Origin of the sequence: Microbispora bryophytorum (genome assembly GCF_006874465.1) — a bacterium.
Taxonomy (GTDB): Bacteria; Actinomycetota; Actinomycetes; order Streptosporangiales; family Streptosporangiaceae; genus Microbispora; species Microbispora bryophytorum.
Window position 1 is genome coordinate 42,288 of sequence record NZ_VIRL01000015.1, and the last position, 26,133, is coordinate 68,420.

Genomic DNA, 26,133 nt, shown 5'->3' on the forward strand with positions numbered 1-26,133 from the left:
CGGGTGCTGAGTGCTCAGGAGGCGGCATGGGTGACCTGACTTTCACCGAACGCATGCTTGTTAAATACGCCGGAGAACGCGCGGTGGAGGCGCCGTTGACACTCGGGCAGATCAACACCCTCGAATGGCTCGGCGACGACACGCGGGCCGGGCTGTACCGGATGATGGAGTGGGCCGTCACGGTGCCGGACGGAACCACGCTGGACGACGTGGCCGAGACGCTCGCCGTCCTGGTCGAGCGCCACGAGTCGCTGCGGACGTCCTGCGTCACCGGCGATTCGGCACGCCAGCGCGTGTCGGGCTCGGGCCAGGTGGCCGTCGACGTGTACGAGACCGCGGCCGGCGCCGGCTCGCCCATCGACCCGGTTGAGGTCACCGATCTCATCTCGGCGCTCCAGGCCAGGCCCGTGGACGACGTGGGGGATCCGATGCTCCGCGCGGCGGTCGCCGTGCGCGACGGCGCCATCCGGCTGGTCCTCATCGCGTGCAGCCACCTGGCGGTCGACTGCGAGAGCCTGGCCGTAGTCGTCCGGCAGTTCAACTGGTTGATCCGCCATCCCGCCGAGCGCCGCGCCGGGCCGCTCACGCACCAGCCCGTCGACCAGGCGGCCGCCGAGCACTCCCCACGCGGCCGGCGCCGCGCCGAGGCGTCGCTCCGATACTGGGGGCAGCACATGTCGCGGATGCCGCAGAGCGTGTACGCGATGCCCCGGCCGACCGGCGGCGGCGAACGCGAGGTGCGCCACGACTACGCGGTGCCGGGCGCCGCCTCCGGCGAGGGTGACCCGCTCGGCTGCTGGCTCGACTCGCCCGCGCTGCGGCTCGCGCTGCCGCACATCGCGGCGCGCACCCAGACCACCCTGCCCATGGTGCTGTCGGCCGCCTTCTGCGCGGTGCTCGCCTGGCGCACCGGCAGCACGGACCTGGTCTTCGCCTCGCTGGCGAACAACCGGATCGGCCGGAACCTGCACGACTACGTCGGCACCCTGGCGCAGGACACCCTGCTCGCGGTCGACGCCGGCACGACCAGCTTCGACGAGCTGATCCGGCGGGCGGGCAGCGGGACGCTCCGGGCGGCCATGCACGGGCTGTACGACGTCAAGCTGCTCCAGAGCCTGCAGTCCGAGATAGGCGACCGCCGCGGCGTGCTGTTCCAGCGGGACTGCGCCTGCAACATCAATCTCTTCGACTTCGACGGCGAGACCCGGCCGGCCGGTCCGCCGGAGGCGGCGCGGGACGCGCTCGCCCGGACCGCCCTCCGCTGGCACGTGCCGCCGTACTTCCGGGTGCTGCTCCTGCTGCGGGTCATCGACTCCGACGGCGAGCCGCTGCTCGGCCTCACCACCGGCCACGCCGATCTGGTGCCCGCGGCCGAGATCGAGTCGCTGCTGCTCGGGATCGACCGGCTGCTGGCCGCGGCCGCCACCGGGGACGTGGATCTGCGCCGGATGACCGAGATCACCGGGCTGACACCGGTCACCCGCGGCCCGGAGTGGCAGCGGGTGGACGGCTGCTGGATCGAGTTGCCGGAGGTGCAGCGACTGGTCGACGACGCCGTCCGGGTCCCGGCCCGGGTGATCGCCGTCCCGGACGACGACGGCCGCCCCGTCCTGACCGCCTACATCACCGCCGGCGGCCCCGTCCGGACGCCGCGGGAGGCCCATGACGCCTGCATGAGCCTGCTGACGGGCCGGTACACCGCGATGGCTCCCGGCCGGTACGTGATCTGTGCCGGGCCGCCCGGCGATCCGGACGACCCGGCGGCCTGGCGCCGCAGACCCGTCCTCGCCGAAGGCGACGGCCGGGAGGAGCAGCGGTGAGCCACGCCGAACCGATCGCCGTGCTCGGCCTGGCCTGCAGGCTTCCCCAGGCGCCCGACCCGGACGGATTCTGGCGGCTGCTGCGGTCGGGCACGGACGCGATCACCGATCCGCCTCCCGGCCGGCCGGAGGCCGCACCGGGACACCGGCGAGGCGGGTTCCTCGAAGGGATCGACGAGTTCGACGCCGAGTTCTTCGGGATCCCGCCGATCGAGGCCGCCGCCATGGACCCGCAGCATCGGCTCATGCTGGAGCTCGCCTGGGAGTCGCTGGAGAACGCCCGGATCGCGCCGACCTCGATCAAGGATCACCCGGTCGGCGTGTTCGTCGGCACGATGTCCGGCGACTACGACACGGTGCTTCACCGCAACGGGCCGTCCGGGATCACCCACCACACCCTGACCGGCTCCAACCGCGGCGTCATCGCCAACCGGATCTCCCATCACCTCGGCCTGCGCGGGCCGAGCTTCGCCGTGGACAGCGGCCAGTGCTCGTCGCTGCTGGCCGTCCACCTCGCCTGCGAGAGCCTGCGCGACGGGGAGGCGGAGCTGGCGATCGTGGGCGGGGTCAACCTGACCATCGTGCCCGAGAGCACGGTCGGCGCGGAGCGGTTCGGCGCGCTGTCGCCCGACGGCCGCTGCTTCACCTTCGACTCCCGTGCCAACGGGTACGTGCGCGGCGAAGGCGCCGCGGCCGTAGTCCTCAAGCCGCTGCGCCTCGCCGAGGCCGACGGGGACCGCGTCCACTGCGTGATCCTCGGCAGCGCCGTGAACCACGACGGGAGCGCCGGCGCTCTCACCGTCCCGAACCGCGAGGCGCAGGAGCGGGTGATCGAGCTCGCGACGCGCCGCGCGGGCGTCGGCCGGACCGAGGTCCAGTACGTCGAGTTGCACGGCACCGGCACCCGGGTCGGCGATCCGATCGAGGCGGCCGCGCTCGGCGCGGCCCTGGGGACGGGGCGGCCGGACGGCGACCGGCTGGCGGTCGGCTCGGCCAAGACCAACGTCGGGCACCTGGAAGGCGCGGCCGGAATCGTGGGGTTGCTCAAGGTGGCCCTCAGCCTCGCGCACCGGGAGCTCCCGCCGAGCCTCAACTTCGTCACGCCGAATCCCGCGATCCCGCTGGAGCGGCTGGGCCTGCGGGTCCAGACCGGGCTGTCCCCCTGGCCGAAGCCCGACCGGCCGCTGGTGGCGGGCGTCTCCGCGTTCGGCATGGGCGGCACCAACTGCCACGTCGTGCTGGGCGAGGCTCCGGCACGGCGTCCGGCGCGGCGTGCGGCGCGGCGTCCGGCGCGGCGTCCGGCGCGGCGTCCGGCGGCACGCGCCGCCGCCGACGGCCTGCTCCTGCCGTGGGTGCTGTCGGCGAGGACCGGGCAGGCCCTGCGCGCCCAGGCCGGACGGCTCATGGAGTTGGCCGAGGCCGACCCGCGGCTCCTGCCGATGGACGTCGGGCGCTCGCTCGCCGTGACGCGGGCGCCCCTGCGGGAGCGCGCCGTCATCCTGGGCGCCGACCCCGCGGAGTTCCTGACCGGCCTCGCGGCGGCGGCGCAGGGCGCACCGGCCGGGAATCTCCTCCGCGGGGACGCCGGCGAGGAGGCCGGGCTGGTCCTCGTGTTCCCTGGGACGGCACCCGGCGACGTCCTCGACCGGCTCACCGCGCCGGGCGGTTCGATGGACTCGGCCACACCCCTCGGGCGGATGTTCCGCCGCCACCTGGACGAGTGCGCCGAGGCGCTCGCGCGGCTCACCGGCCGCTCGCCCCTCGACGTGTCGCGGAGCGCGCCCGGAGCGCCCCGCTCCGAGACGCCGGAGGCCGCCCGGTCCGCGTCGTGGGCCGTCGCGGTGGCGTTCGCCGCGACGCTGCGGTCGTTCGGCGTCCGGCCCGACGCGGTCGTCGGCCACCTCGACGGAGAGATCGCGGCCGCCTGCGCGGCCGGTCTGCTGAGCCTCGACGAGGGCGCCGAGCTGATCGCCGGCGGCGCGGATCGCGGACGTGGCACGCCCTCCCCGGCCCTGCCCGGCGACGGCGCGATTCCCTGCCACTCGACGCGTACGGCCGGCCTGCTCGACCGGGCCGCCGTCGGCTCCGCACCCGCGGACGCCCCCGATCGGCTCGGTCCACTCGTCGGCGCCCTGGTCCGCGAGGGACACCGGGTCTTCATCGAGGTCGCGGCGGAACCCCTGCTGAGCGGCGCGATACAGGCCGCACTCGACGCGTCCCGCGAGAGCGGGGCGGACGGCAGCACGGACGGCAGCGCGGTCCTCACCGCCGGGCCCGACCGCGCCGGTGTGCTGCGCTCGATGGCCCTGGCCCACGTCCACGGGGCGGACGTCGACTGGTCCGCCGTCTTCGCGGACGAGGCGGCCCTGGTCGACCTGCCGACCTACGCCTTCCAGCGCACGTCGCACTGGATCGCGCCGGCCGCCGCCGGGGCGACCGGCCCCGGCCACTCCCCGGCCGCGGCCACGCCGCCGGCCGGCGACGCCGGCGCGTGGAGGCACATGATGTCCGGCCTGCCGGAGGCGGAACGGCGCGAAACGGCGATCGCGCTGGTACGCGCGCAGGTCGCCGGCGTTCTCGGCCACTCGGCGCCGGAGGCCGTCGCCGTGCGGCACACCTTCGGCGACCTCGGCCTCGACTCCGTCACCGGCGTCGAGCTGAGCCACCGCCTGAGCGCCGCGACCGGGCTGCGCCTGCCGGAGACGCTGATCTTCGACCATCCCACGCCGATCGCGCTCGCCGAGCACCTGGCCGAGCATTCGGCCGGGCATCTGACCGGGCCTTCGGCCGGGCTGACGCCGCACGCCGCGGCCGAGGCCGGCGAGCCGATCGCCGTAGTGGCGATGGCCTGCCGGTTCCCCGGCGGCGTACGCTCGCCGGAGGATCTGTGGCGGCTGGTGGAGTCCGGCGTCTGCGCCGTCTCCGGTGTGCCCGCCGACCGTGACTGGCAGATCCCAGCCGTCGGCGGCTTCCTGGCGGACGCGGCCGGCTTCGACGCCGGCTTCTTCGGTATCTCGCCGCGCGAGGCGCTGGCGATGGACCCGCAGCAACGGCTCATGCTCGAAGTCACCTGGGAGGCCCTGGAACGGGCCGGGATCCCCGCCGAGACGCTCGCGGGCAGCGACACCGGCGTCTACGTGGGCGCCATACCGCAGGAGTACGGCCCGCCCGCGCACGAGGGGCCCGACGAGCTCAAGGGCTACCTCATGACCGGTGGCACCGGCAGCGTCATCTCCGGCCGCATCGCCTACACGCTCGGCCTCGGCGGCCCCGCGGTGACCGTCGACACGGCCTGCTCGTCGTCGCTGGTCGCGGTGCACATGGCCTGCCAGGCGCTGCGACTGGGCGAAAGCGATCTGGCCCTGGCCGGCGGCGTGACCGTCATGGCCTCTCCCACGATGTACACCGAGTTCGGACGGCAACGCGGGCTCGCGGCCGACGGCCGGTGCAAGCCGTTCGCCGCCGCGGCGGACGGCACGAGCTGGGGTGAGGGCGCGGCGCTGCTGGTGCTCGAACGGCTGTCCGACGCGCGGCGCAACGGCCATCCGATCCTGGCGCTGGTCCGCGGCAGCGCCGTCAACCAGGACGGCGCCAGCAACGGGCTGACCGCGCCCAGCGGCCCCGCCCAGCGGCGGGTGATCCGCGCGGCCCTGGCCGCCGCCGGGCTCGGACCCGCGGACGTGGACGCCGTCGAGGCGCACGGCACCGGCACCTCGCTCGGCGACCCGATCGAGGCCGAGGCCCTGCTGGCCACCTACGGCCGGGACCGGCGGGCCGACCGGCCGCTGCTGCTCGGCTCGGTGAAGTCCAACATCGCGCACTCCCAGGCCGCCGCCGGCGCCGCGGGAGTCATCAAGATGGTCATGTCCATGCGCGCGGGACTCCTGCCCAGGACCCTGCACGTCGACGAACCCACCCCCCGTGTGGACTGGTCCTCCGGCGCCGTCCGGCTCCTGACCGAGCCGGCCGCCTGGCCGGACACCGGCCGCCCCCGCCGCGCGGCGGTCTCGTCCTTCGGCATCAGCGGCACCAACGCGCACCTCATCGTCGAGCAGGCCCCGGCCGCCGCGCCGCCGCGGACCGCGCACGCCGACGACGACCCGCCCGCGGCCTGGCTGATCTCGGCCAAGACCGAGCCGGCCCTCCTGGCGCAGGCGCAGCAGCTCAGGGACTACGTGGCCGCCCGACCCGGGCTCGACACCGACGCCGTCGCGCACGCCCTCGCGTCGGGCCGCACCGTCTTCGAGCACCGCGCCGTGATCACGGCGGCCGACCGATCGGGCCTGCTGGCCGGCCTCGGCGCGCTCGCCGCCGGTGAGTCCGCTCCCGGCGTGCTCCGCGCCGCCGGCCCGGTCGGCGGGACCGCCTTCCTGTTCGCCGGGCAGGGCAGCCAGCGGCCCGGCATGGGCCGTGAGCTCTACGAGGCGTCCGCGGTCTTCGCGGCCGCGCTCGACGAGGCCTGCGCGCACCTCGACGCACACCTGGACCTGCCGCTGCGCGACGTCATGTGGGCGCCCGCCGGATCGGCCCGCGCGGAGCTGCTCGGCCAGACCCGCTACACCCAACCGGCGCTGTTCGCCCTGGAGACCGCGCTGTACGCGATGGCCCGGGAGCGTGGCATCACCCCGGACTATCTCATCGGCCACTCGATCGGCGAGCTCGCCGCCGCGCACGTCGCGGGCGTGCTCTCCCTGGCCGACGCCGCCACGCTGGTGGCGACCCGCGGGCGGCTGATGCAGGAGTTGCCGCAGGGCGGCGCGATGGTGTCCATCCGGGCCTCCGAGGACGCCGTGCTCGGTCTGCTCGCCGGGCAGGAGGACAACGTCGGCCTGGCGGCCGTCAACGGCCCGGCCTCGGTCGTCGTCTCCGGCGACACCGACGCCGTGCTCGCGGTCGCCGAGCGCTGCGCGGAGCTGGGCTGGGCGACCCGGCGGCTGGACGTCAGCCACGCCTTCCACTCACCGCACATGGACGGCATGCTCGACGGCCTCGTCGACGTCGCGGCCGGTCTGACCTTCCGGCCGCCCGCGATCCCCGTCGTCTCCAACCTCACCGGCCGGATCGCCACTCCGGAGGAGCTGTGCTCGCCCGCGTACTGGGCGCGGCACGCGCGCGAGGCGGTGCGTTTCCTCGACGGCGTCCGCCGGCTCGCCGAGCAGGGCGTCACGTCCTACCTGGAGCTGAGCCCCGACGCCGTGCTCGCCCCGCTCGCACGGACCGCGCTCACGGCCCCGATCCCCGACGGCGCGGCACCCGAACCAGGCGCGGCGCCGGCGGTCATGGCCGTCCTGCAGCGCGGGCGCCCCGAGGCCGAGACCGCCGACCGGGCCGTCGGCTGGGCACGCGCGCGCACCGCCGGCGTCACGCGGCCCCCGGGCCGCGCAGGGCGGCCGGACGCCTGCACCGACCTGCCGACCTACCCCTTCCAGCGCCGGAGGTACTGGCTGACCGGCACGTCCGGATCACGGCCGTCCCCGGCCGTCCCCGCCGAAGCGCGCTTCTGGGCCGCCGTCCGCGACGGCGACCTCGGCGCCGTCGCGGACGCGCTCGGGATCGCCGGCGCGGACGAGCGGTCGTCGCTGCGCGCCGTCGTGCCGATCCTGTCGGACTGGCATCGGCGGCAGCGCGGGCAGGCGGCCGCCGACGGGGCGCGGTACCGCGTCGCCTGGCGGCCGATCCCCATGACGGCGGCTCCCGCTCCACGCGGCACCTGGCTCGTGGTGGTTCCGGCCGGGTACGCCGGCCACGAGTGGGTGACCGCGTGTGCGAGCGCCCTCGGCGACGGAGGCGCGGACGTCCGCGTGATCGCCGACGACGGCGGCGACGGCGGCGAGACCGGCCCGGAGGCGCTCGCGTCGCGGCTGCGCGCCGCGCTCGGTGACGGCGCCGCGGCGCCGGGCGGGGTGCTGTCGCTGCTGGCGCTCGACGACCGCCAGGACCCGCGTCATCCGGAGATCTCGCGCGGCCTGTCCGCGTCGCTGACGCTGGTGCGGTCCCTGGCCGGCGCCGCGCTCGGCGCCCCGCTGTGGCTGCTCACGCGGGGGGCGGTCGGCACCGGTCCCACGGATCCGGTGGAAAACCCCGCCCAGGCCCAGATATGGGCACTCGGCCGATCCTTCGCCCTGGAACATCCGCGGATGTGGGGCGGCCTGGTCGACCTTCCCGCCGACATCCGGTCCGCGCATCTGGTGCGTACGGCCCTGACCGCACCGGGTCACGAAGAGGAGATCGCGATACGCCCCGCCGGGCTGTTCGGACGCCGCCTGGTGACCGCCCCGCGGCCGGAGCCGGCCGCCGAGCCCTGGCGTCCCCGCGGGACCGTCCTGGTCACCGGCGGCACCGGCGGTCTGGGCGCGCACGTCGCCCGCTGGCTGGCCGCCGCGGGCGCCGGCCATCTGGTGCTGGTCAGCCGCCGGGGCAGGGCCGCGCCCGGCGCCGAGGCCCTCGAAACGGAGCTCACCGCGGCCGGCGCCGCCGTCACCATCGCCGCCTGCGACGTGGCCGACCGCGCCGCGCTGGCCGGCCTGATCGCCACCGTGACCGCCGGGCACGGCCCCATCAGGTCGGTTTTCCACACGGCGGGCGTCGGACGGCGCGTACCGATCGCGGAGCTCACGGCGGATGAGCTCGCGGCGGCCTGCTCCAAGGCGGCCGGCGCCGCCAACCTGGACGACCTGCTCGGCGAGAGCGCGCTGGACGCGTTCGTGCTGTTCTCCTCGATCGCCGGCGCCGGCGTGTGGGCCACCACCGGCCAGGCCGCCTACGCGGCGGCCAACGCCTTCCTCGACGCCCTGGCCGAGCGGCGCCGCGCGCTGGGCCGCACCGCGACCTCGCTCGCCTGGGGACTGTGGGCCGGGCCGGGCATGGGCGCGGACCCCGCGTTCGCCCGCCACCTCGCCCGGCACGGCGTCGAGGCGATGCCGCCCGAGCGGGCGATCGCCGCCCTCCAGGCCGCCCTGGACGACGACGCCACCTGCCTGACCGTCGCCGACATCGCCTGGGAGCGGTTCGTGCCGCCGTTCACCGCGGGGCGCACCCGTCCGCTGCTCGACGACCTCGCGGCGGCGCGGGAGGCGCTGAGCCCTCCGGCGGACGCCCCGGACCAGGCGTCCGGTCCGGGGCTGCGGCAGGAGCTCGCGGCCCTGCCCGCCGTCCGGCGGCGCCCGCGGATCCTGCAGGTGGTGCTGGGCCACACGGCGGCGATCTCCGGCGACTCCGCCGGGGCGACCGACCCGAGCCGGCCGTTCCGCGACCTCGGGTTCGACTCGCTGATGACCGTCGAGCTGCCGGAACGGCTCACCGCCGCCACGGGCCTGGCGCTTCCCGCCACGCTCGCCTACGACCACCCGACGCCGGCCGCGGTCGCCGATCACCTGTACGCCGAGCTCACCGGCGAGCGCTCCCCCGTCGCGGGCCCGGCCGGCGCCACCGCCGCGTCCGAGGACCCCATCGCGATCGTCGCCATGTCCTGCCGGTATCCGGGCGGCGTGCGCTCCCCCGAGGATCTGTGGGACCTGCTCGCCGCCGGCACCGACGCGGTGTCGGAGTTCCCCGCCGACCGTGGATGGGACCTCGACGGCCTGTACGACCCGGAGAGCGCGCGCCCCGGCACGTCGTACACGAACCTCGGCGGCTTCCTCCACGACGCGGGGGAGTTCGATCCCGCGTTCTTCGACATCAGCCCGCGCGAGGCCCTCGCGATGGACCCGCAGCAGCGGCTGCTGCTCACGCTCACGTGGGAGGCCCTGGAGCGCGCCGGAATCGACCCCGCCACCCTGCGCGACAGCGACACCGGCGTCTTCGTCGGAGCCTCGTCGCACCAGTACGGCGGCGGCGGCGCGCACGTACCCGAGGACGTCGCCGGTCACCTGCTGACCGGCACGGCGGCGAGCGTGAACTCCGGCCGCGTCGCCTACAGCCTCGGCCTGCGGGGACCGGCCCTGACGGTGGACACCGCGTGCTCGTCGTCCCTGGTCGCCGTGCACCTCGCCGTCCGGGCGCTCCGTTCCGGGGAGTGCGGCATGGCACTGGCCGGCGCGGCCGCGGTGATGGCCACTCCCATGGTCTTCACCGAGTTCAGCAGGCAGCGCGGGCTGGCCGCCGACGGCCGGTGCAAGCCGTTCGCCGCGGCCGCCGACGGGACGGCGTGGGGTGAGGGGGCCGCGATGCTCCTGCTCGAACGGCTGTCGGACGCCACCCGCAACGGTCACCGGGTCCTCGGACTCATCCGCGGCAGCGCCGTCAACCAGGACGGCGCGAGCAACGGGCTGACCGCGCCCAACGGGCCGGCGCAGGAACAGGTCATCGGGCAGGCCCTCGCCGCCGCCGGGCTCGAACCGGCCGAGGTGGACGTCGTGGAGGCGCACGGCACCGGCACCACGCTCGGCGACCCCATCGAGGCCGGGGCGCTGCTCGCCGCCTACGGCCGGGACCGGGACGCGCGGCTGCCGCTGCTGCTGGGATCGGTCAAGTCCAACATCGGGCACACGCAGGCGGCGGCCGGAATGGCCGGCGTCATCAAGCTGGTCATGGCGATGCGACACGGCGTGCTGCCGAAGACCCTGCACGTCGACCGGCCCACCCCGCACGTCGACTGGTCCTCGGGGGCGGTCCGCCTGGTGACCGAGCCGACCGCCTGGCCCGGCACCGGCCGGCCGCGCCGCGGCGCGGTCTCGTCGTTCGGCATCAGCGGCACCAACGCCCACGTCGTCATCGAGCAGTCTCCGCCGGAGGAGGCGCCCGAGCGCGTGTCCGGGACACGTCCGGAGGAACCGGTCCCGGTGCCGTGGCTCGTCTCGGCGCGGTCCGAGACGGCGTTGCGGGCGCAGGCCGGCCGGCTGCGGGAATTCGCCCGGCGTCACCCGGAGCTCTCCCCCGGTGACATCGCCCACGCGCTCGTCACCACCCGGCACGCGTTCGAGCACCGCGCCGCCGTGACCGGCCGGACCCACGCGGAGCGCGTCGAGGCGCTGGACCGTCTCGCCGCCGGCGAGGAGCATCCCGGCATCGTGCGCGGGGTCGCGAAGACCGCGCCGACGGCCTTCCTCTACTCCGGCGAGAGCGCCGGGGGGAGCGCCGGGGAAAGCGCCGGGCAAACCGGTGCCGCGCTCGACCTGTACGACGCGTTCCCCGTGTTCGCCGCGGAGTTCGACGCCGTCTGCGCCGCGCTGGACGTCCATCTGGACGCGCCCCTGCACGACGTGCTCCGCGACGCCCCGGACACGCTCAGGGACGGCCGCTCCGCCCACGCGTACGCCGCGCGGTTCGCGCTCGACGTCGCGCTCACCCGGCTGCTCGAACACCTCGGACCGGTGCCCGAGCACGTCCTCGGCGTCGGAAGCGGCGCGCCGGCCGCCGCGTACGTCGCCGGCGCCCTGTCCCTCACCGACGCCGCGGCTCTGGCCACCGCCCTCGGCCGGCTCAGCCGGCGGCCCGGCGAGGAGGCGGCGCTCGGCGAGTTCCGCGCGACCGTCGAACGCATCCGGTTCGGCGAGCCCGCCATGTCGATGGTCTCTCCCTCGACCGGCCGGCTCGTCACCGCCGCGGATCTGGCCGTCCCCGAGCACTGGACCGGCCGGGAGCCGACCGCGCCTTCCGACGGCGTCCGGCTGCTCGCCGAGAGCGGGGCCGGCCGCGTCATGGTGCTCGGTCCCGCCGCGTTCGCCGACCAGCCGGGCACGGCGATCCCGGTCGTACGGCCGGGGCACGGCGCGGTGCGGGGCCTGACCGCCGCGCTGGCCGACGCGTACTGCCAGGGCCAGGCCGTCATGTGGCGCGACCTCCTCCCCACCGAGACGGGCGCGCCCGTCGACCTGCCCACGTACGCCTTCGACGACCGGCGGTTCTGGCTGCCGGTCTCCGGCCGCGGCCGGGCCGCCGACGGACCGCCGGCGGCCGAGCGCCATCCCCTGGCCGGCCAGGCCATCGAGCTCGACGACGGCGGCATGCTGTTCACCGGTGGCTTCTCGGCGCGCACGCAGCCGTGGCTCGCGGACCACGAGGTGCACGGTCATGTCGTCGTGCCGGGTGTGACGTTCCTGGAACTCGCCGCGTGGGCGGCCCGGCAGAGCGGCTGCGCCGGGGTCGTCGAGCTGACCCACAAGGCTCCGCTGATCGTGCCGCAGGACGGCAGGGTCGAGCTCCAACTGCGGACCGGGCCCGCCGACCCTGCCGGGCGGCGGGAGTTCTCACTGCGGTGCAGGAGCGAGACCGCGGCACGCGGGCGTCCCTGGTCGCAACTGGCCACCGGCGTCCTCGGACCGGCCGGGACCTCCGGCGTGCCGTCACCGCACGCCGTCGTCCCCGACGGCGCGGTCCCGATCGAGATCGGCGACTTCTACCAGCGGTTCAACGCCCACGGCCACTACGGCTGGGGTCCGGTGTTCCAGAGCCTGCGCGCCGCCTTCCGGCACGGCGACCATCTCTACGCCGAGCTCCGGCTGCCGGAGGACCCGCGCCTTCGCTCCGGCCCGTTCGACCTGCATCCGGCCCTGCTGGACGCGGTGATGCACGGGCTCGGCCTCGACGGCGCGCCGGAGTCGCTCATCGACCTGATCAGCGACGGCGGAGACGGGACCCTACGGCCGCGCATCCCGTTCATCTGGAACGGGGTCGCCGTATCCGGGCACGGCGCGCGCGAGCTGCTGGTGCGGATCTCACCCGCCGGCCCCGGCGCGGTGTCGATCACCGCGTGGGACGAGGCCGGCCGGCCGGCGGTCGTCGTCGAGTCGCTGGTCATGCTGCCCGTCTCGCCGAAGCAGCTCGGAAGTTCGTCCGGCCGCCGGGGGGCGTTGCACCGCGTCGCCTGGCAGGTCGCCGAGCCGCCGCGCGAAAAGCCGCGCCCCGTCGTCACGGTGCCCGGTGGCGAACCGTCCGCCGCGCGGGCGGCGATCGCGGCGGAGGCGGAGCCGCCGGCCGCGGTGGTCGTCCCGCTGCCGCCGGACGACATGACGCCCGCCGCCGCCCGCCGCGCGACCCGCCGCACGCTGGAGATCGCCCAGCGGTGGCTCTCCGACGACACCCTCGCCGGCGTCCGGCTGGTCTTCCTCACGCGGCACGCGGTCGCCGCCCTCCCCACCGACCCGGTCGAGGACCTCGCCAACGCGGCGTCATGGGGCCTGATCCGCTCGGCCCAGGCCGAGAATCCGGGCCGGTTCACGCTCGTCGACCTCGACCGGACGCCCGAGTCCGAGGACGCGATCGCGGCGGCGGTGGCGACCGGTGCGCCGCAGGTCGCCATACGCAACGGAATCCCGCACCGGCCGGAGACCACCCCGGTCCCGCTCATCACCGGCCGGACCGGCCGGCCCCTCGACCCGGGCGGCACCGTGCTCGTCACCGGGGGAACCGGCGGCCTCGGCGCGCTGTTCGCCCGGCACCTCGTCACCGAGCACGGCGTGCGCCACCTGATCCTGGCGAGCCGCCGGGGCGACGCCGCGAAGGGCGCCGGCGCGCTCGTCGCCGAACTGGCCGGCCACGGCGCCGAGGTCAGGGTCGTCGCCTGCGACGTCGCCGACCGCGCCGCCGTGCAGGCCCTGCTCGCCGCGGTCGCGGCGGACCACCCGCTCACCGCGGTCGTCCACGCCGCCGGCGTGCTCGACGACGCCGTGGTCACCGCGCTCTCCCCGGAGCAGGTCGACGTCGTCATGCGGCCCAAGGCGGACGGCGCGTGGCATCTGCATGAGCTCACCCGCGGGTTCGACCTGGACGCCTTCGTGCTGTTCTCCTCCGTGGCGAGCGTGCTCGGCACCGCGGGCCAGGCGAACTACGCGGCGGCCAACGGTTTTCTCGACGCCCTCTCCCACCACCGCCACTCCCTCGGGTTGCCCGCGACGTCACTCGCCTGGGGGCTGTGGGACGCCGACGGCATGGGCGGCGGCCTCGGGCAGGCCGACCTCGAACGGATGCGGCGCGCCGGGATCAGGCCGCTCTCGGCGGAGGACGGACTGGGGCTGTTCGACGACGCCCTCACGGTGGCCGAACCGCTGCTCATGCCGGCCGATCTGGACCTCGCGGCGACACGTACCGAAGGGGCGACCTCGCGGGACCCCGCGGCCACGCCGATGCCGTCCGGCCTGTCGCCGGACGAACGCGACGCGTTCCTGCTCGACCTGGTCGTGGGGCACGTCGCCGAGGTCAGCGGCCATTCCGACGACGCGATCGAGCCGGACGCCACCTTGTTCGAACTCGGCCTGGACTCGCTCATGATCGTGGAATTGCGCAACCGCCTGGCCTCCGCCAGCGGGCTGGCGCTGCCCGCGAACGTCGCGTTCGACCATCCGACGCCCGCGGCCCTGGTCGATCACCTGCGCGACCGGCTGCTCGGGGAGCGCCGGCCGGTGGACGCGTGACGTCACGAGGACGGCGCGTCCACGCACACGTCGGTTTCGGGCACGGGGTAGTGGAACCAGCCGCGTTCCGCCGCCTGTGCCCCGGCCTGGAACCGGCTGCGGGCGCCCAGCCGGTTCATCAGGTCGGCCGTGATCCTGCGGCACGTCCTGGTGGAGATCCCGAGTTTGCGCGCGACCACCTCGTCGGTGTGCCCCTCGTACAGGAACCTCAGCAGTTCGCGCTCCTGGCCGGTGAGGCCGTGGCGGTCGCGTGCCCGGGGCGCGCCGAAGTCCCGGCCGCGTTCCCACAGCAGGTCGAACAGCGTGCGCATCGCCACGACCATGCCCGCGCCGCGGACCAGCACCGCGCCCAGCGCGGTGTGCTCGGAGTCGACCGGGACCATCGCGACCTCCCGGTCCACGATGATCATCCGGATGGGCAGCACGGGAACGGTGCGCACCCGGGCGCCGAGCCGGGTGAGCCGGCGGGCATAACCCGACGTGGCCGGATCCCGATCGATCGTGTCGAGGCAGAGGGCGCGCACATCCACCCCGCGTTCCAGCATCTGCCTGTCCGCCGACCGGCTCGCCGTCATGCTCTCGGCGGACTGCGCGCCGATCGGCATCAGGGACAGGAACTCATGGCGCGCGTCACGCGCCAGCTGCACCGACCGCTCTCGGACCGCGTCGATGTCCGCGAGGCGTTCGAGGACATCGCCGGACGCGTGACGGGTGATCGCGTACTCGGCCGCCAGCACGGCGATCACCGCCCGGCTCTCCGCGATCTGGTTCTGCTGCCGGACCAGCTCGGCCTCTTGGTGTTTGACGAGGGCTTCCAGCGCGATCTCCGGGCTCACCGGGCACAGCGCACCCGGGCTCTCCCGCGACGGCCGCAACAGCGAGAGCCCTTGCAGGCAGTCCAGTGCGGCCCGGACGTCGTCCTCGTTCAGGTCCAGCCGCAGCCCCAAATCGGCGACCGTGCTGTCCGGCTCCGCCAGGACGGTAAGGTAAACCGATTCGCTGATAGCGTCCAAACCGAAACCCTGGAGCACGCTGTTACGGCAATGCCTGCGAATCAACATGCCATTTCCCTCGCACACCGCCGGCAGTTCGCTGTATCGCGTCACATGGCAGTTATCCGGCGCTGAGCATCGCGGCAGCCTGCCAGGCACCGTCATATTAAGGCTGCCCCGCCAACTCGTCTCCGCGGCGCCGGTTGCCATCTGCTTTGGCAACCGGGCAGGTCGGCGGATCGTGTGGACCGGTCCGACGGGAAGTCGTCAAACGCTCACGGAGCGTGGACGCGCGGGTGGCGACGCCATTTCACGAGCGGGCGGCGGCTGACAACATCCTGCCAGGACACCTCTTGCCAGTCGGCGGCCGCTGACATTCCGGCGACAATTCTGTAAACATTGTGGGAGCGCTCCCATTGCAATCCGCCGATCGTTTCACAGCTGCGCCCGAAAGCCGGCCAGCAAGCACCGGACAAGAGTGCGAGGCAGTTGAGTGACAGATATGAGTGCGCTGCCGCGGTGGTATCCGGCGCCCGGAAACACGGCTGCCGCCGCGGCGCCGGATCGATGTCGGCCGACGGGTCCGCTCATCGGACGGGAGGCACAACACCGGGAGATCGAAGCCGCCGTTTCCCGCTTGTCGAAGGGCCGCCCCGCGCTCATCGAAATCAGCGGGGATCCCGCAATGGGCAAGACCGCGTTACTCGCCGAGGTGACACGCGTCGCACGGGTGGCGGGAATCGCCGCGTTCACCGGCCGGCCGCACCCGGCCGACGGCGATCTGGCGTTCGGAGCGATCGTCGACGCTCTGGACGGTCCGCTCTCCGCCACGCGGAGCGGACGGCTCGAAGGGCTGACGGCGGTCCATCTGGACGTGCTGGCGGCCGTCTTCCCCTCCCTGGCCGCGGGCGCCGGCGCGCCTCCGGAGGCCACGGCGCCCCACCGCACCGGTCACGCCGTTCGCGTGCTCCTGGAGGTGCTCGCCTCGTCCCGGCCGATCGCCCTCGTCCTCGACGATCTGCATCACGCCGACGCGGGCACCGTCGACGTGGTGTCCCGGCTGATGGCCACGCCGCCGCGCGCCCCCGTGCTCCTCGCCTTCGCGCACCGCCCCCGGCAGGCGTCCCCGCGACTGCGCGCCGCCGCGGACACGGCGCGGGAGGTCACCCGTCTGCGCCTGCAACCGCTGGCCGAAAGCGACGCCCTCACTCTGGTCGACGAGGACCTGCCCGCGGAATGGCGCAGGGATCTGTATCGCGCGAGCGAGGGCAATCCGGGTTATCTCGGAGCCCTGACCGATCTGCTGCACGGCGGCCCGCCCGGCATCGACGAGGCCGACATCGCCCCGGTGCCGCCGTGGTTCGCCTCGCTCGTGACCACCGAGGTCGCCCGCCTGTCGGCCACGGGGAGACTGGTCGTCGCCGCGTGTTCCGTGCTCGGCGACCCTCTCACCGTGCCGTTGGTGGCCGCGGTCGCCGAGCTCGACGAGCAGGACGCCTATCCGGCCATCGACGAGATCGCCTCCCACGACCTCATCCGTCTCGTGGCGGGCACCGGGCGGTTCGAGTTCCGGCACTCGCTGGTGCGTCGCGCCGTCTATCACGACGTGAGCCCCGGCTGGCGGCTCGGCGCCCACGCGCGGGTGGCTCGGCTGCTGACCGGCCGTACGTCCGGCGTCGCCGGGAGTGCGGTCGAGGGGGCCGTCGAGAGGGCGCCGCACGTCACGCGGATCGCCACCTCGCGCGACCTCGGCGCGGTCGCGCTGCTCGCCGCGGCCGCCGACGACATCGAGACGGCGTGTCCGCGGCGGGCGGCCCAATGGCGGCGGGCGGCCCTCGACATGCTTCCCGGCGACCTAGCCAGTGATCTGCCCGGCGATCTGCCCGGCGATCTTCTCGGCGATGACGACGAGCGTGCCGGCGGCCGCGTCGGTCTGCTGCTCGCGCTCGGCAGAGCCTGCGCGTCGGCGGGGCAGCCGGAGCAGGCGTCCGACGCCTTGGCCGAGGCCCTGCGGCTGCTCCCCCCCGGCGTCCACGGCCTGCGCGCCGCGGTGGTCGCGGAGCGCGCCCACCTTCTGCACGACCTGGGCCGATCCGGCGAGGCCCGCGTCCTGGTGGGCGCCGAACTGGCGCACACCCGGCATGAGGCCGATCGCGCGGCCCTGTCGTACGAGCAGGCGTGGCTCGAAACGGTGAGCGGTGACCCCGCCACGGCGTGCGACGACGCCGCGCGGGCCGGCCGCATGGCCGATCGGCTCGATCTGCGCCTGCTGGACTGCGCGGCGCGAGGGACTCTCGCCGTCGCGGCGGTGCTCTCGGGGACGCCGTCGGCGGGAAGACTCGACGAGCTCCCCCGAGCCGCCGCGGTCCTCGGCGCCCTCACCGACGACGAACTGGCCATGCGCCCCGACGCGCCGCTGTGGATCGGCTGGGCCGTGCTTCTCCTCGAACGCCCGCACGACGCGATACAGCATCTCGATCGCGCCGTGACCGTCAGCCGGTCGGCGGGCCGGTGGGCCGTCGAATGCCACGCGCTGGTGGCGCGGGTCATGGCGCTGTGCGCCGGCGACCGGCTCACGGCGGCCCAGGAGAGCGCCGACGAGGCCGCGCAGGCGGCCTGGCGGTCGGGGAGCGCCACGCTCCGCTCCTACGCGCAGGCGGCGCGCTGCCTGGTCGCGGCCCGCATGGGCGACCTCGACACCCTGCGACGCCGCCTGGCGGCCTCCGGCCCGCCGGTGGTGCGTGGCTGGCCCGGGGCGCTGGCCGCCGAGATGGTCGCGGAGGCGAGGCTGGCCGCGGGCGATCCCGACGGCTGCCGGAGCCTTCTCGAGATCGCCGGTGAAGAACGCGCGGCGGGTCCGGCGGCCGGGGTCCGGCGATGCGGGCTGCTCGCCCGCGCGGCGCTCGACGCCGGGCGGCCCGACGTGGCCGGCCGATGGGCCGCCGCGGCCGAGGCGCTCGCCGCCCGGTTCGAAGCCCCCGCGCCGGCGGCCGTCGCGCTGCTCACCCGAGCACAGGTCCTTGCCGCCGCCGACGCGACGGCCGGGGCGAAGGCCGCGTCCGACGCCGCCGCCGCGCTGGACGCCGCCGGGCTGACGTGGGACGCGGCGCGGGCCAGAAGCGTCGGGGAGGCGCTGCGGCGCTGCGGCCCGCCCGGCGACCGGCCGGGCGCCGCCCCCCTCACCGAACGCGAACGGCAGATCGCCGGGCTGGTCAGTGAAGGGCTGAAGAACCGGGAGATCGCCGACCGGCTCTACGTGACCCAGAAGACCGTGGAGATGCACCTGTCGCGCATCTTCGCCAAGCTCGGCGTGTCCAACCGGGTCGGCGTCGCCCGCGCGCTCTACGCGACGTCCGTGAAGCCGGGGTGACCGCGCCGCCGCGACACCGGCGTCCGGCGGCCGGGCGGACCTTGATTGTTTACCGAAGACGGAGCACCGCGAGGGCAGGTGATCCGATCCGGGTGGGAAAAGGCTCCTCATGATGCGCAACCTGGTGAACGGCGCCGTCGGCGGCGCGCTCGCGACGGCCGTGTACAGCGCGATGCTGATGGCGGCGGACAGGGCCGGCCTGCTGGAGGAGCCGCCGCCGAGGCGGTTCGCGCGGCTGACCCTCTCCGGGCGGGACAAGCCCCGGAGGGGGGAGAACGTGCTGGGCACGATCGCGCACTTCGCGTTCGGCTCCTCCTGCGGCTCGATGCTCGGCCTGCTCTCGGCCGGACAGCGGGTGCCCGTTCCGATCGGCACGGCGTACGGGTTGCTGGTGTGGTATTTCGGCTACCAGGGCCTCGCGCCGAGCATCGGCGCCTACCCGCCCTTGCCGAAGGATCGCGCGGGACGCCAGGCCGCGCTGCTGGCGGGACACCTGCTGTGGGGCACCGCGCTCGCCCTCGCGCTCAACCGGCTGCGTACCGAGAAGGCGCCGATGACCGCCGGGCTCGCGCCCCGAGCGCGCGAGCAGGTCCGGCGCATCATGCCCACCCCCGAGCCCGTCCCGGCTCGGTGACGTTCACCAGAACCTGACTTCCGGATATTTCGCCGACGGCCCGTCCAGCAGGGGCCGGCGCCTGCCCTTCAGGTGGGTGTCGAGGAAGGCGGTGACGTAGTCCCGGGTGATCCGGAGGGAACGCTGATTCCCGCCGCATGATCCGCGTACTGATCGTCGACGACGAGGCGCTGGTCAGGTCGGGGCTGCGGATGATCCTGGAGGCGGCGGGCGACATGGTGATCGTGGGCGAGGCGCGCGACGGCGAGGAGGCGATCGGCGCGGCCGCCCGGCTCCGGCCCGAGGTCGTGCTCATGGACGTCCGGATGCCCGGCATGGACGGCCTGACCACCGCGGGGCGGCTCCTGCGCGCCGCCGCCGGCGCCCCGAAGGTGGTGATGCTGACCACCTTCGATCTGGACGAGTACGTCCACGAGGCGCTGCGTCTCGGCGCCGTGGGGTTCCTCCTCAAGGACACCCCGCCGCGCGAGCTGATCGCCGCGGTCCGCACCGTCGCCGCGGGGAACGCGATGCTCTCCCCGGCCGTTCTGAAGCGGCTCATCGGCTCGTTCGTCCACAAGGCGCCCTCGCGTGCCGAGGCCGCGCGCGAGCGGCTCGCCGCCCTCACGGCCCGGGAGGACGACGTGATCAGAGCGCTGGCACGCGGCCTGTCGAACGCCGAGGTCGGACGGGAGCTGATGCTGTCGGAGCCGACGGTGAAGGCGCACGTGAGCCGGCTGCTCGCGAAGCTGGGCCTGGCCAACCGAGTGCAGGCCGCGATCCTCGTCCACGACGCCGACCTCTCCTGAGGCCGGCGTTTCCCCATACGAAAGTAGGGACTGACGCCCGCCGATCGTCCGATGTGCCGTGACCTGCCGAGTGTCTAGTTTCATGCCGTGTCGGCCCTGACCCCCGTGCCGGGGATGCGCCAGCGTCCGATCCGGGACCTCCCGGATGTCCCCGATGCTCCCCGGCCGACACGGTGTACCCAAGCCCTGACGGACGAACGGAGTCACGCTGATGTCGCACGCGATCCTCGACCTGGTCCAGCAGGTGATGTCATCGCCCTGGTTGTATGTGGCGCTGTTCGCCCTGGCGCTGCTCGACGGGTTCTTCCCGATCGTGCCGGCCGAGACCTCGGTGATCACCGCCGCGGTGTTCGCCGCGTCGGGCGAGACCAACCTGGCCCTGGTCATCGTGGTCGCGGCTCTCGGCGCATGCGCGGGTGACCACGTCTCCTACCTGATCGGCAGCAGGTCGGCGGGCAGGCTGCGGGAGAAGAAGCCGTTCGTCTGGGCGCGGAGCGCGCTGGCCGAGCGGGGTGGTCTCGTCCTGGTCATGGCCAGATACATCCCCGGTGGACGCACCGCGACGACGCTCACCATGGGCGCCGTACGGCATCCGCTGCGCTCGTTCACGTTCTTCGACGTGATCGCGGCGGGCTCGTGGGCGGTGTACTCCGGGCTGATCGGCTTCTTCGGCGGGACGGCGTTCGAGAGCGACCCGATCAAGGGCCTGCTCCTCGGCCTCGCCATCGCGCTGTCGATCGCCGCGCTCGTCGAGCTGGTGAGATGGCTCAGGAAACGACGCGCCGCCCGGCTCTGCCTGGAGCGTCTTCCCGCTCACGCGGCGGCGCGCAGGTAGGCGAGCACGGCGAGCACCCGGCGGTGGTCGTCGGCGTCCGGAGGCAGGTCCAGCTTGGCCAGGATGCTCGCGATGTGCTTGGCGACGGCCGCCTCGGAGACGAACAGCGCGCGGGCGATCGCGGCGTTCGACCGCCCCTCCGCGACGAGGGCGAGCACCTCGCGCTCGCGCGGCGTGAGCCGGGCCAGCGGGTCGCGGCGCCCGCGCAGCAGCTGCCGGACGACCTCGGCGTCGATCACCGTGCCGCCGCCCGCGACCGTCGTCACCGCGTCGGCGAACTGCGTGACCTCGCCGATCCGGTCCTTCAGCAGGTAGCCGACGCCGCCCCCGCCCGAGGGGCGGGCCTGGTCGAGCAGTTCGGCGGCGTAGGTCTGCTCGACGTACTGGCTGAGCACCAGCACCGCGAGGGACGGCCGCGCCGCCCGCAGCTCCAGCACGGCCCGCAGTCCCTCGTCGCTGTAGCCGGGCGGCATGCGCACGTCGGCGACCACCACGTCCGGGTCCTGCTCGGCGACCGCCGCAATCAGCGCGGGGGCGTCGCCGACGGCCGCGACGACGCTGTGCCCGAACCGCTCCAGCAGGCCGGCGAGGCCCTCCCGGAGCAGCACCGAGTCCTCGGCGATCACCACTCGCACGGGATCTGCGCCCTCACCGTGGTCGGGCCGCCGCACGGGCTCTCGACGGTCAGTGTGCCGCCGACGGCCGCCACCCGGTCGGCGAGCCCGGTCAGGCCGGTGCCGCCCGCCGGGTCCGCTCCCCCGATCCCGTCGTCGGCGATCTCCAGCAGGAGCCTCCCCCGGCGCAGCCGGCCGCGCACCGCGCAGGAGCCGGCCCCGCTGTGCTTGGCCACGTTCGCCAGCGCCTCGCAGGCGACGTAGTAGGCGGCGGCCTCCACCCGCTCGGGCAGCCGCCGGTCCAGCTCGACGTGCACCTGCGCGGGCACCGGCGACCTGCCGGCCACGTCGCGTACGGCGGCGGGCAGCCCGCGGTCGGCGAGCACCTGTGGATGGACGCCGCGGATCAGCTCGCGCAGCTCCGCGAGCGCCTGCCCGGCCAGCTCGCGCGCCTCGTCGAGCCGCACGGCCGCGGGCGAGGCCGGCGGAAGGTCGAGCCCGGCCAGGCCGAGCTTCATGGACAGCGCGACGAGCCGCTGCTGCGCGCCGTCGTGCAGGTCGCGCTCGATGCGGCGGCGCTCGGCCTCGAAGGCGTCCACCAGCCGAGCCCGCGACCGCGCGATCTCCCGCATCTCGGCCTCCTGCGGGACGATCATCGCCCGCGCCATCGCCGCCCTGGCGCCCGCCCAGGCGGCGAGCGTGTACGCCGCGACGGGCACCAGCAGCAGCCCGACGGCCGAGGCGACGAAGGTCTGCCCCAGCGTGGCCTCGCCTTCGGGAGCGGTCGGCTGCACGACCGGGGAGAGGATCAGCACCGCCGGCCCGGCGATCGCGGCCGCCACCACCAGCAGGTCGGCCCACCAGAGCGCGACCAGCGCCACGAGAGCGTGCCCCGCCTCCCGCCACCCCGGCCACCAGCCGTCCGGCAGTCCGCGCACCGGCTGCCGGTCCGCGAGGCGCAGCCGCCATCGCTCGAACCTGGCCATGGGCGTCAGCAGCACGGCGGCCACCACGAGGGACAGCGGCGCGGCCGCCAGACCGCCCACCACACGGACGGGCGCCAGGACGGCGGCGAACGCGAGGCTGGGGACGACCCCGGCCAGCAGGTACGCCAGAGACCTCCACGGCCAGGCCGAGGCGAGGAAGCGCTGGGGTGGTCCGCTGAGCGCGTCGAGTGCGGTCCGGGGCACAAGGGTCACGGGGGCGGGGGCGAGAAGCGGGGTGGCCACGGCACCGACGGTAACCGCTGGGCGCGCCGGTGTCGGTAGTGCTGGGGATACCTCTGGTTCTCGCCCCAGTGCCAGTGCCTCGCGGGCCCGCCGCCGGTTGGCTGAGCGACATGACACAGACCGGCATGACACAGACCGGCACGACACAGACAACCGGGCAGGCGGTCCTGCTCGACGCGGTCCGCGTGGTGTACGGCTCCGGGCCCGGCGCGGTGACCGCTCTCGACGGCGTGACCCTCGGCTTCGGCCAGGGGACCTTCACCGCCGTGATGGGGCCCTCGGGCTCCGGCAAGTCCACGCTGCTGCACTGCGCCGCCGGGCTCGACCGGCCGACGTCCGGGACCGTGCTGATCGGCGGCACCGACCTCGGCCCGCTGGAGGAGAGGGCGCTGACCCTGCTGCGCCGGGAACGGGTCGGTTTCGTCTTCCAGGACTACAACCTGGTCGACGCGCTCACCGCCGAGGAGAACGTGGCGCTCCCCCTCCGCCTGGCCGGGCGCCGCCCCGGCCGGGCGGAGGTGCGCGACGCGCTCGCCGAGGTCGGCCTGGAGCGGCGCGCCGGGCACCGGCCGGCCGAGCTGTCCGGCGGCGAGCGGCAGCGGGTGGCGATCGCCCGCATGCTCATCGCGCGGTCACTCATCGCGCGATCAGGGGGAACCGGGCCCGCCGTGCTCTTCGCCGACGAGCCCACCGGCGCGCTCGACAGCGCGGCGTCCCGCGTGGTCATGGAACTCCTGCGCACGCTGGTCGACGCCCGCGGGCAGACCGTCGTCATGGTCACGCACGACCCCGCCGCGGCGGCGTACGCGGACCGGGTCGTGCTGCTGGCCGACGGCCGGCTCGCCGGGGAGCTGGGCCGGTCGAGCGCCGCCGAGATCGCCGCCCGCATGGCTCTCCTGGAGGAAGGATGCTGAGCCCGTCCCTGCTCCGCTCTCTCCTCCATGGCCGGTGGACCGGGCTCGCGGGCACCTTCGTCGCGCTCTGCCTCGGCGCCGCGGTCCTCACCGCGAGCGCGCTGCTGCTGACCTCCGCGGGCCCGCGGGTGCCCGCGCGGTACGCCGCCGCGCCCCTGCTCGTACGCACCCCCGGCACGCCCGGGGACGGCAACGCCTTCGCCGAGAACCGGCCCTGGTCCCCGGAGACGGTGGAGGCGCTGGTCCGCGCGCTGACGTCGGTGCCCGGCGTCGCGGCCGCCGTCCCCGACCGCGCCTTCTACGCGCAGGCCGTCGTCCGGGGCGGACCGGCCGGCGCGCACGAGGCGCGTGGCTGGAGCACCGCGGCGCTGGCGCCGCACCGGCTGGTGGCGGGCAGGCCGCCGGTCCGCGCCGGAGAGGTGGTGCTCGACCGCGCGCTCGGCCTCGCGCCGGGCTCGCCCGTCACGCTGCTGACCGCCGGGGGACCCGCGCCGTACACGGTCAGCGGGCTCGCCGACGGCCCCGGGCCGTACGTCTCGGACGGCGAGGCCGCGCGTCTCGGGGGCGGAGTGCGCGTCATCGGACTGCTCACCCGGCCGGGGTTCGATCGTGCCGCTGTAGGGGCCGCTGTACGGGCCGCCGTGGGGGACGCCGCACGCCGCGTCGCCGGCGGCTCCGGGCAGGTGCTCGCCGGGCCGGACCGGGCGGCGGCCGAGCCCGCGGCCGACGCGCGGACCCGCTGGATCGGCATGCAGGTGCTGACCGCGATGGCGCTGCTCGGCGGGTTCGTGTCGGTGTTCGTGGTGGCCTCCACGTTCGCGTTCCGGGTCACCCAGCGGCGCCGGGAGTTCGGTCTGCTGCGGGCGGTCGGCGCGACCCCGCGCCAGGTGCGGCTGATCGTGTACGGCGAGGCGCTCGCCGTGGGAGCCGCCGCCGCGGCGGCCGGGGCGCTGCTGGGTGCGGTCGTCGCGCCCGCCGTGGGCGGGGTGCTCGTCGCGGCGGGCTTCGAGCCCGCGTCGTTCGGCGTGCGGCCGGCCCCGCTGCCCGTGGCCGGAGCGGTCGCGGCCGGGATCGCGGCGGGCCTGCTCGGCGCGTGGTCCGCCTCGGGCAGGGCCGCCCGGGTCCGCCCGCTGGAGGCCCTTCGCGACCACGCGGCGGGCGGCACGCCGATGACCCGCGTGCGGTGGGTCGCGGGCGTCGTGTCGCTCGCGGGCGGCCTGGCCCTGGCGGCGGCGAGCGGGTCCGCCGCCGAGGACGCCCTGGTGAACGACGTCCTGCTCGCCGCGATGGCGCTGATCGCCGGGCTCACCCTGCTCGCGCCGGTCGTCCTCCCGGCGCTCGTCCGCGTCCTGTCGTGGCCGATCTCCCGGCCGGCCGTGGGCATGCTGGCCGCGCGGAGCGCGATGACGGCCGTGCGGCGCACGGCCGCGACGGCGGCCCCGGTGCTGCTGACGGTGGGCTTCGCCGTCCTCGTCACCGGCATGGTGCGCACGACCGCCGCGGCGTACACGGCGGGGCGGGCGGCCGATGTCTCCGCTGCGGCGGTGCTCGTGCCCGACGGCGCCCCCGGCCTGTCGGACGCGGCGCTCGCGGCGGCGTCGGCCCCCGCGGCGATCACCGCTCCGCTGCCCACCACCGTGTACGGCGACCGGCCGCTCACCGCGCTGGGCGACGGTGACCTCGCCGGGGACGAGGCGGCGGTCGCCGAATGGGTCGCCCGGGACCACGGCTGGCGGAAGGGAGACGTCGTGCCGCTCACCTTCGAGGACGGCAGGGCCGTGCGCCTGCGGATCGCGGCGGTCCTGCCCGGCGCGCCGGCGGAGGTGCTGGTCGCCAGGGACACGGTCCGGGCGCACGACCCGTCGGCGCTGACCCCCGAGGCGTACGTGTCCCGGCCGGCCGGGATGGTCTTCCCGGGGGCGCGGACGGTGAGCGTCGCCGACCGCGCGGCCGGCGACCAGGCGGAGGAGGACCGGCTCGTCTGGCTGTTCACGCTCCTGCTGGTCGGGGTCTCGGCCGGTTACTCGGGCCTGGCGATCGTCAACACGCAGGTCATGGCGGCGTCGGCGCGGGCACGCGAGTTCGCGGTCCTGCGTCTGTCCGGCGCCACGCGGCGGCAGGCGACCGCGGCGGCCGCGGCCGAGGCGGCGCTCGTCACCGGGATCGGCAGCCTGCTCGGTCTCGCCGTGGCCGTTCCCGCGCTGCTCGCGATGCGCGCCGGGCTGGCGCAGAAGTCCGGCGCGGACGTTCCGCTGGTCGTCCCCTGGCCCACGGTCGCGGCCGTCGTCGCCGCCTGTCTCGTCCTCGCGGCCGGAGCGAGCGCGATTTTCACAGGAAAAACAGCATTCACTTCCGTTAGGACACCATCCAGGCCGTCTACCTGCGCAGATGCTTGATCGGGCAAAAGGAACGTCGATCCTTCGCCTTGTTCTCGCAAGTATTGCGATCCCACACGTTCAGATGGCCCGATTTCCGGACACGCCTTATTAACATTCTTTTCCTGAGCATTGCACAACGGACACGAACGGAGGGGTCATGGCGGGCCGGCATATGCCTTCCCTTTTACGCCCGCGCTCGATCCAGGCGC

Annotated in this window: 11 protein-coding genes; 8 read left to right on the top strand and 3 right to left on the bottom strand. The window is 75.2% G+C overall.

Annotation, left to right across the window (positions count from 1 at the left end):
• The first annotated feature begins 26 nt into the window (after nt 1–26).
• Both FLX07_RS24510 and FLX07_RS38730 read left to right on the top strand, forming a co-directional pair.
• A complete protein-coding gene (locus tag FLX07_RS24510; RefSeq protein ID WP_167748378.1) occupies nt 27–1,820 on the top strand; it encodes a condensation domain-containing protein in 1,794 nt (597 codons plus the stop codon).
• A complete protein-coding gene (locus FLX07_RS38730) occupies nt 1,817–14,170 on the top strand; it encodes a type I polyketide synthase (RefSeq protein WP_142573799.1) in 12,354 nt (4,117 codons plus the stop codon). The genes FLX07_RS24510 and FLX07_RS38730 overlap by 4 nt, the downstream gene beginning before the upstream one ends.
• A 2-nt stretch (nt 14,171–14,172) precedes the next feature.
• On the opposite strand, the gene FLX07_RS24520 is transcribed toward FLX07_RS38730, so the two are convergent.
• Nucleotides 14,173–15,183, bottom strand: coding sequence for a LuxR C-terminal-related transcriptional regulator (locus FLX07_RS24520; RefSeq protein ID WP_208762367.1), 1,011 nt, complete (start codon nt 15,181–15,183; stop codon nt 14,173–14,175).
• A gap of 481 nt (nt 15,184–15,664) precedes the next feature.
• Between FLX07_RS24520 and FLX07_RS24525 the strand changes: the two genes are divergently transcribed.
• From FLX07_RS24525 to FLX07_RS24540, 4 genes are all read left to right on the top strand, one after another.
• On the top strand, nt 15,665–18,532 hold the full coding sequence (locus FLX07_RS24525) for a helix-turn-helix transcriptional regulator (protein ID WP_142573803.1): 2,868 nt from the start codon (nt 15,665–15,667) through the stop codon (nt 18,530–18,532).
• A gap of 109 nt (nt 18,533–18,641) precedes the next feature.
• Entirely contained in the window at nt 18,642–19,166 is a 525-nt protein-coding gene (locus FLX07_RS24530; protein WP_189104974.1) for a DUF6789 family protein, read from the top strand.
• A gap of 137 nt (nt 19,167–19,303) precedes the next feature.
• Complete coding sequence (locus FLX07_RS24535) at nt 19,304–19,954, top strand: response regulator (protein ID WP_142573805.1); 651 nt, start codon at nt 19,304–19,306, stop codon at nt 19,952–19,954.
• Nucleotides 19,955–20,165: 211 nt separating this feature from the next.
• Entirely contained in the window at nt 20,166–20,789 is a 624-nt protein-coding gene (locus FLX07_RS24540; RefSeq protein WP_142573807.1) for a DedA family protein, read from the top strand.
• Here FLX07_RS24540 and FLX07_RS37930 read toward each other — a convergent pair.
• Complete coding sequence (locus FLX07_RS37930) at nt 20,768–21,424, bottom strand: response regulator (RefSeq protein ID WP_229689721.1); 657 nt, start codon at nt 21,422–21,424, stop codon at nt 20,768–20,770. The genes FLX07_RS24540 and FLX07_RS37930 overlap by 22 nt on opposite strands.
• Nucleotides 21,412–22,632, bottom strand: coding sequence for a sensor histidine kinase (locus FLX07_RS37935; protein WP_229689720.1), 1,221 nt, complete (start codon nt 22,630–22,632; stop codon nt 21,412–21,414). Before FLX07_RS37935 ends, FLX07_RS37930 begins: the two co-directional genes overlap by 13 nt.
• A 110-nt stretch (nt 22,633–22,742) precedes the next feature.
• Between FLX07_RS37935 and FLX07_RS24550 the strand changes: the two genes are divergently transcribed.
• Together FLX07_RS24550 and FLX07_RS24555 are read left to right on the top strand one after the other, a co-directional pair.
• The gene (locus FLX07_RS24550) at nt 22,743–23,546 is read left to right on the top strand and encodes an ABC transporter ATP-binding protein (RefSeq protein WP_229689719.1); all 804 of its coding nucleotides are present in this window, start codon (nt 22,743–22,745) and stop codon (nt 23,544–23,546) included.
• A complete protein-coding gene (locus FLX07_RS24555) occupies nt 23,540–25,942 on the top strand; it encodes an ABC transporter permease (RefSeq protein ID WP_142573809.1) in 2,403 nt (800 codons plus the stop codon). The genes FLX07_RS24550 and FLX07_RS24555 overlap by 7 nt, the downstream gene beginning before the upstream one ends.
• Nucleotides 25,943–26,133: the final 191 nt, after the last annotated feature.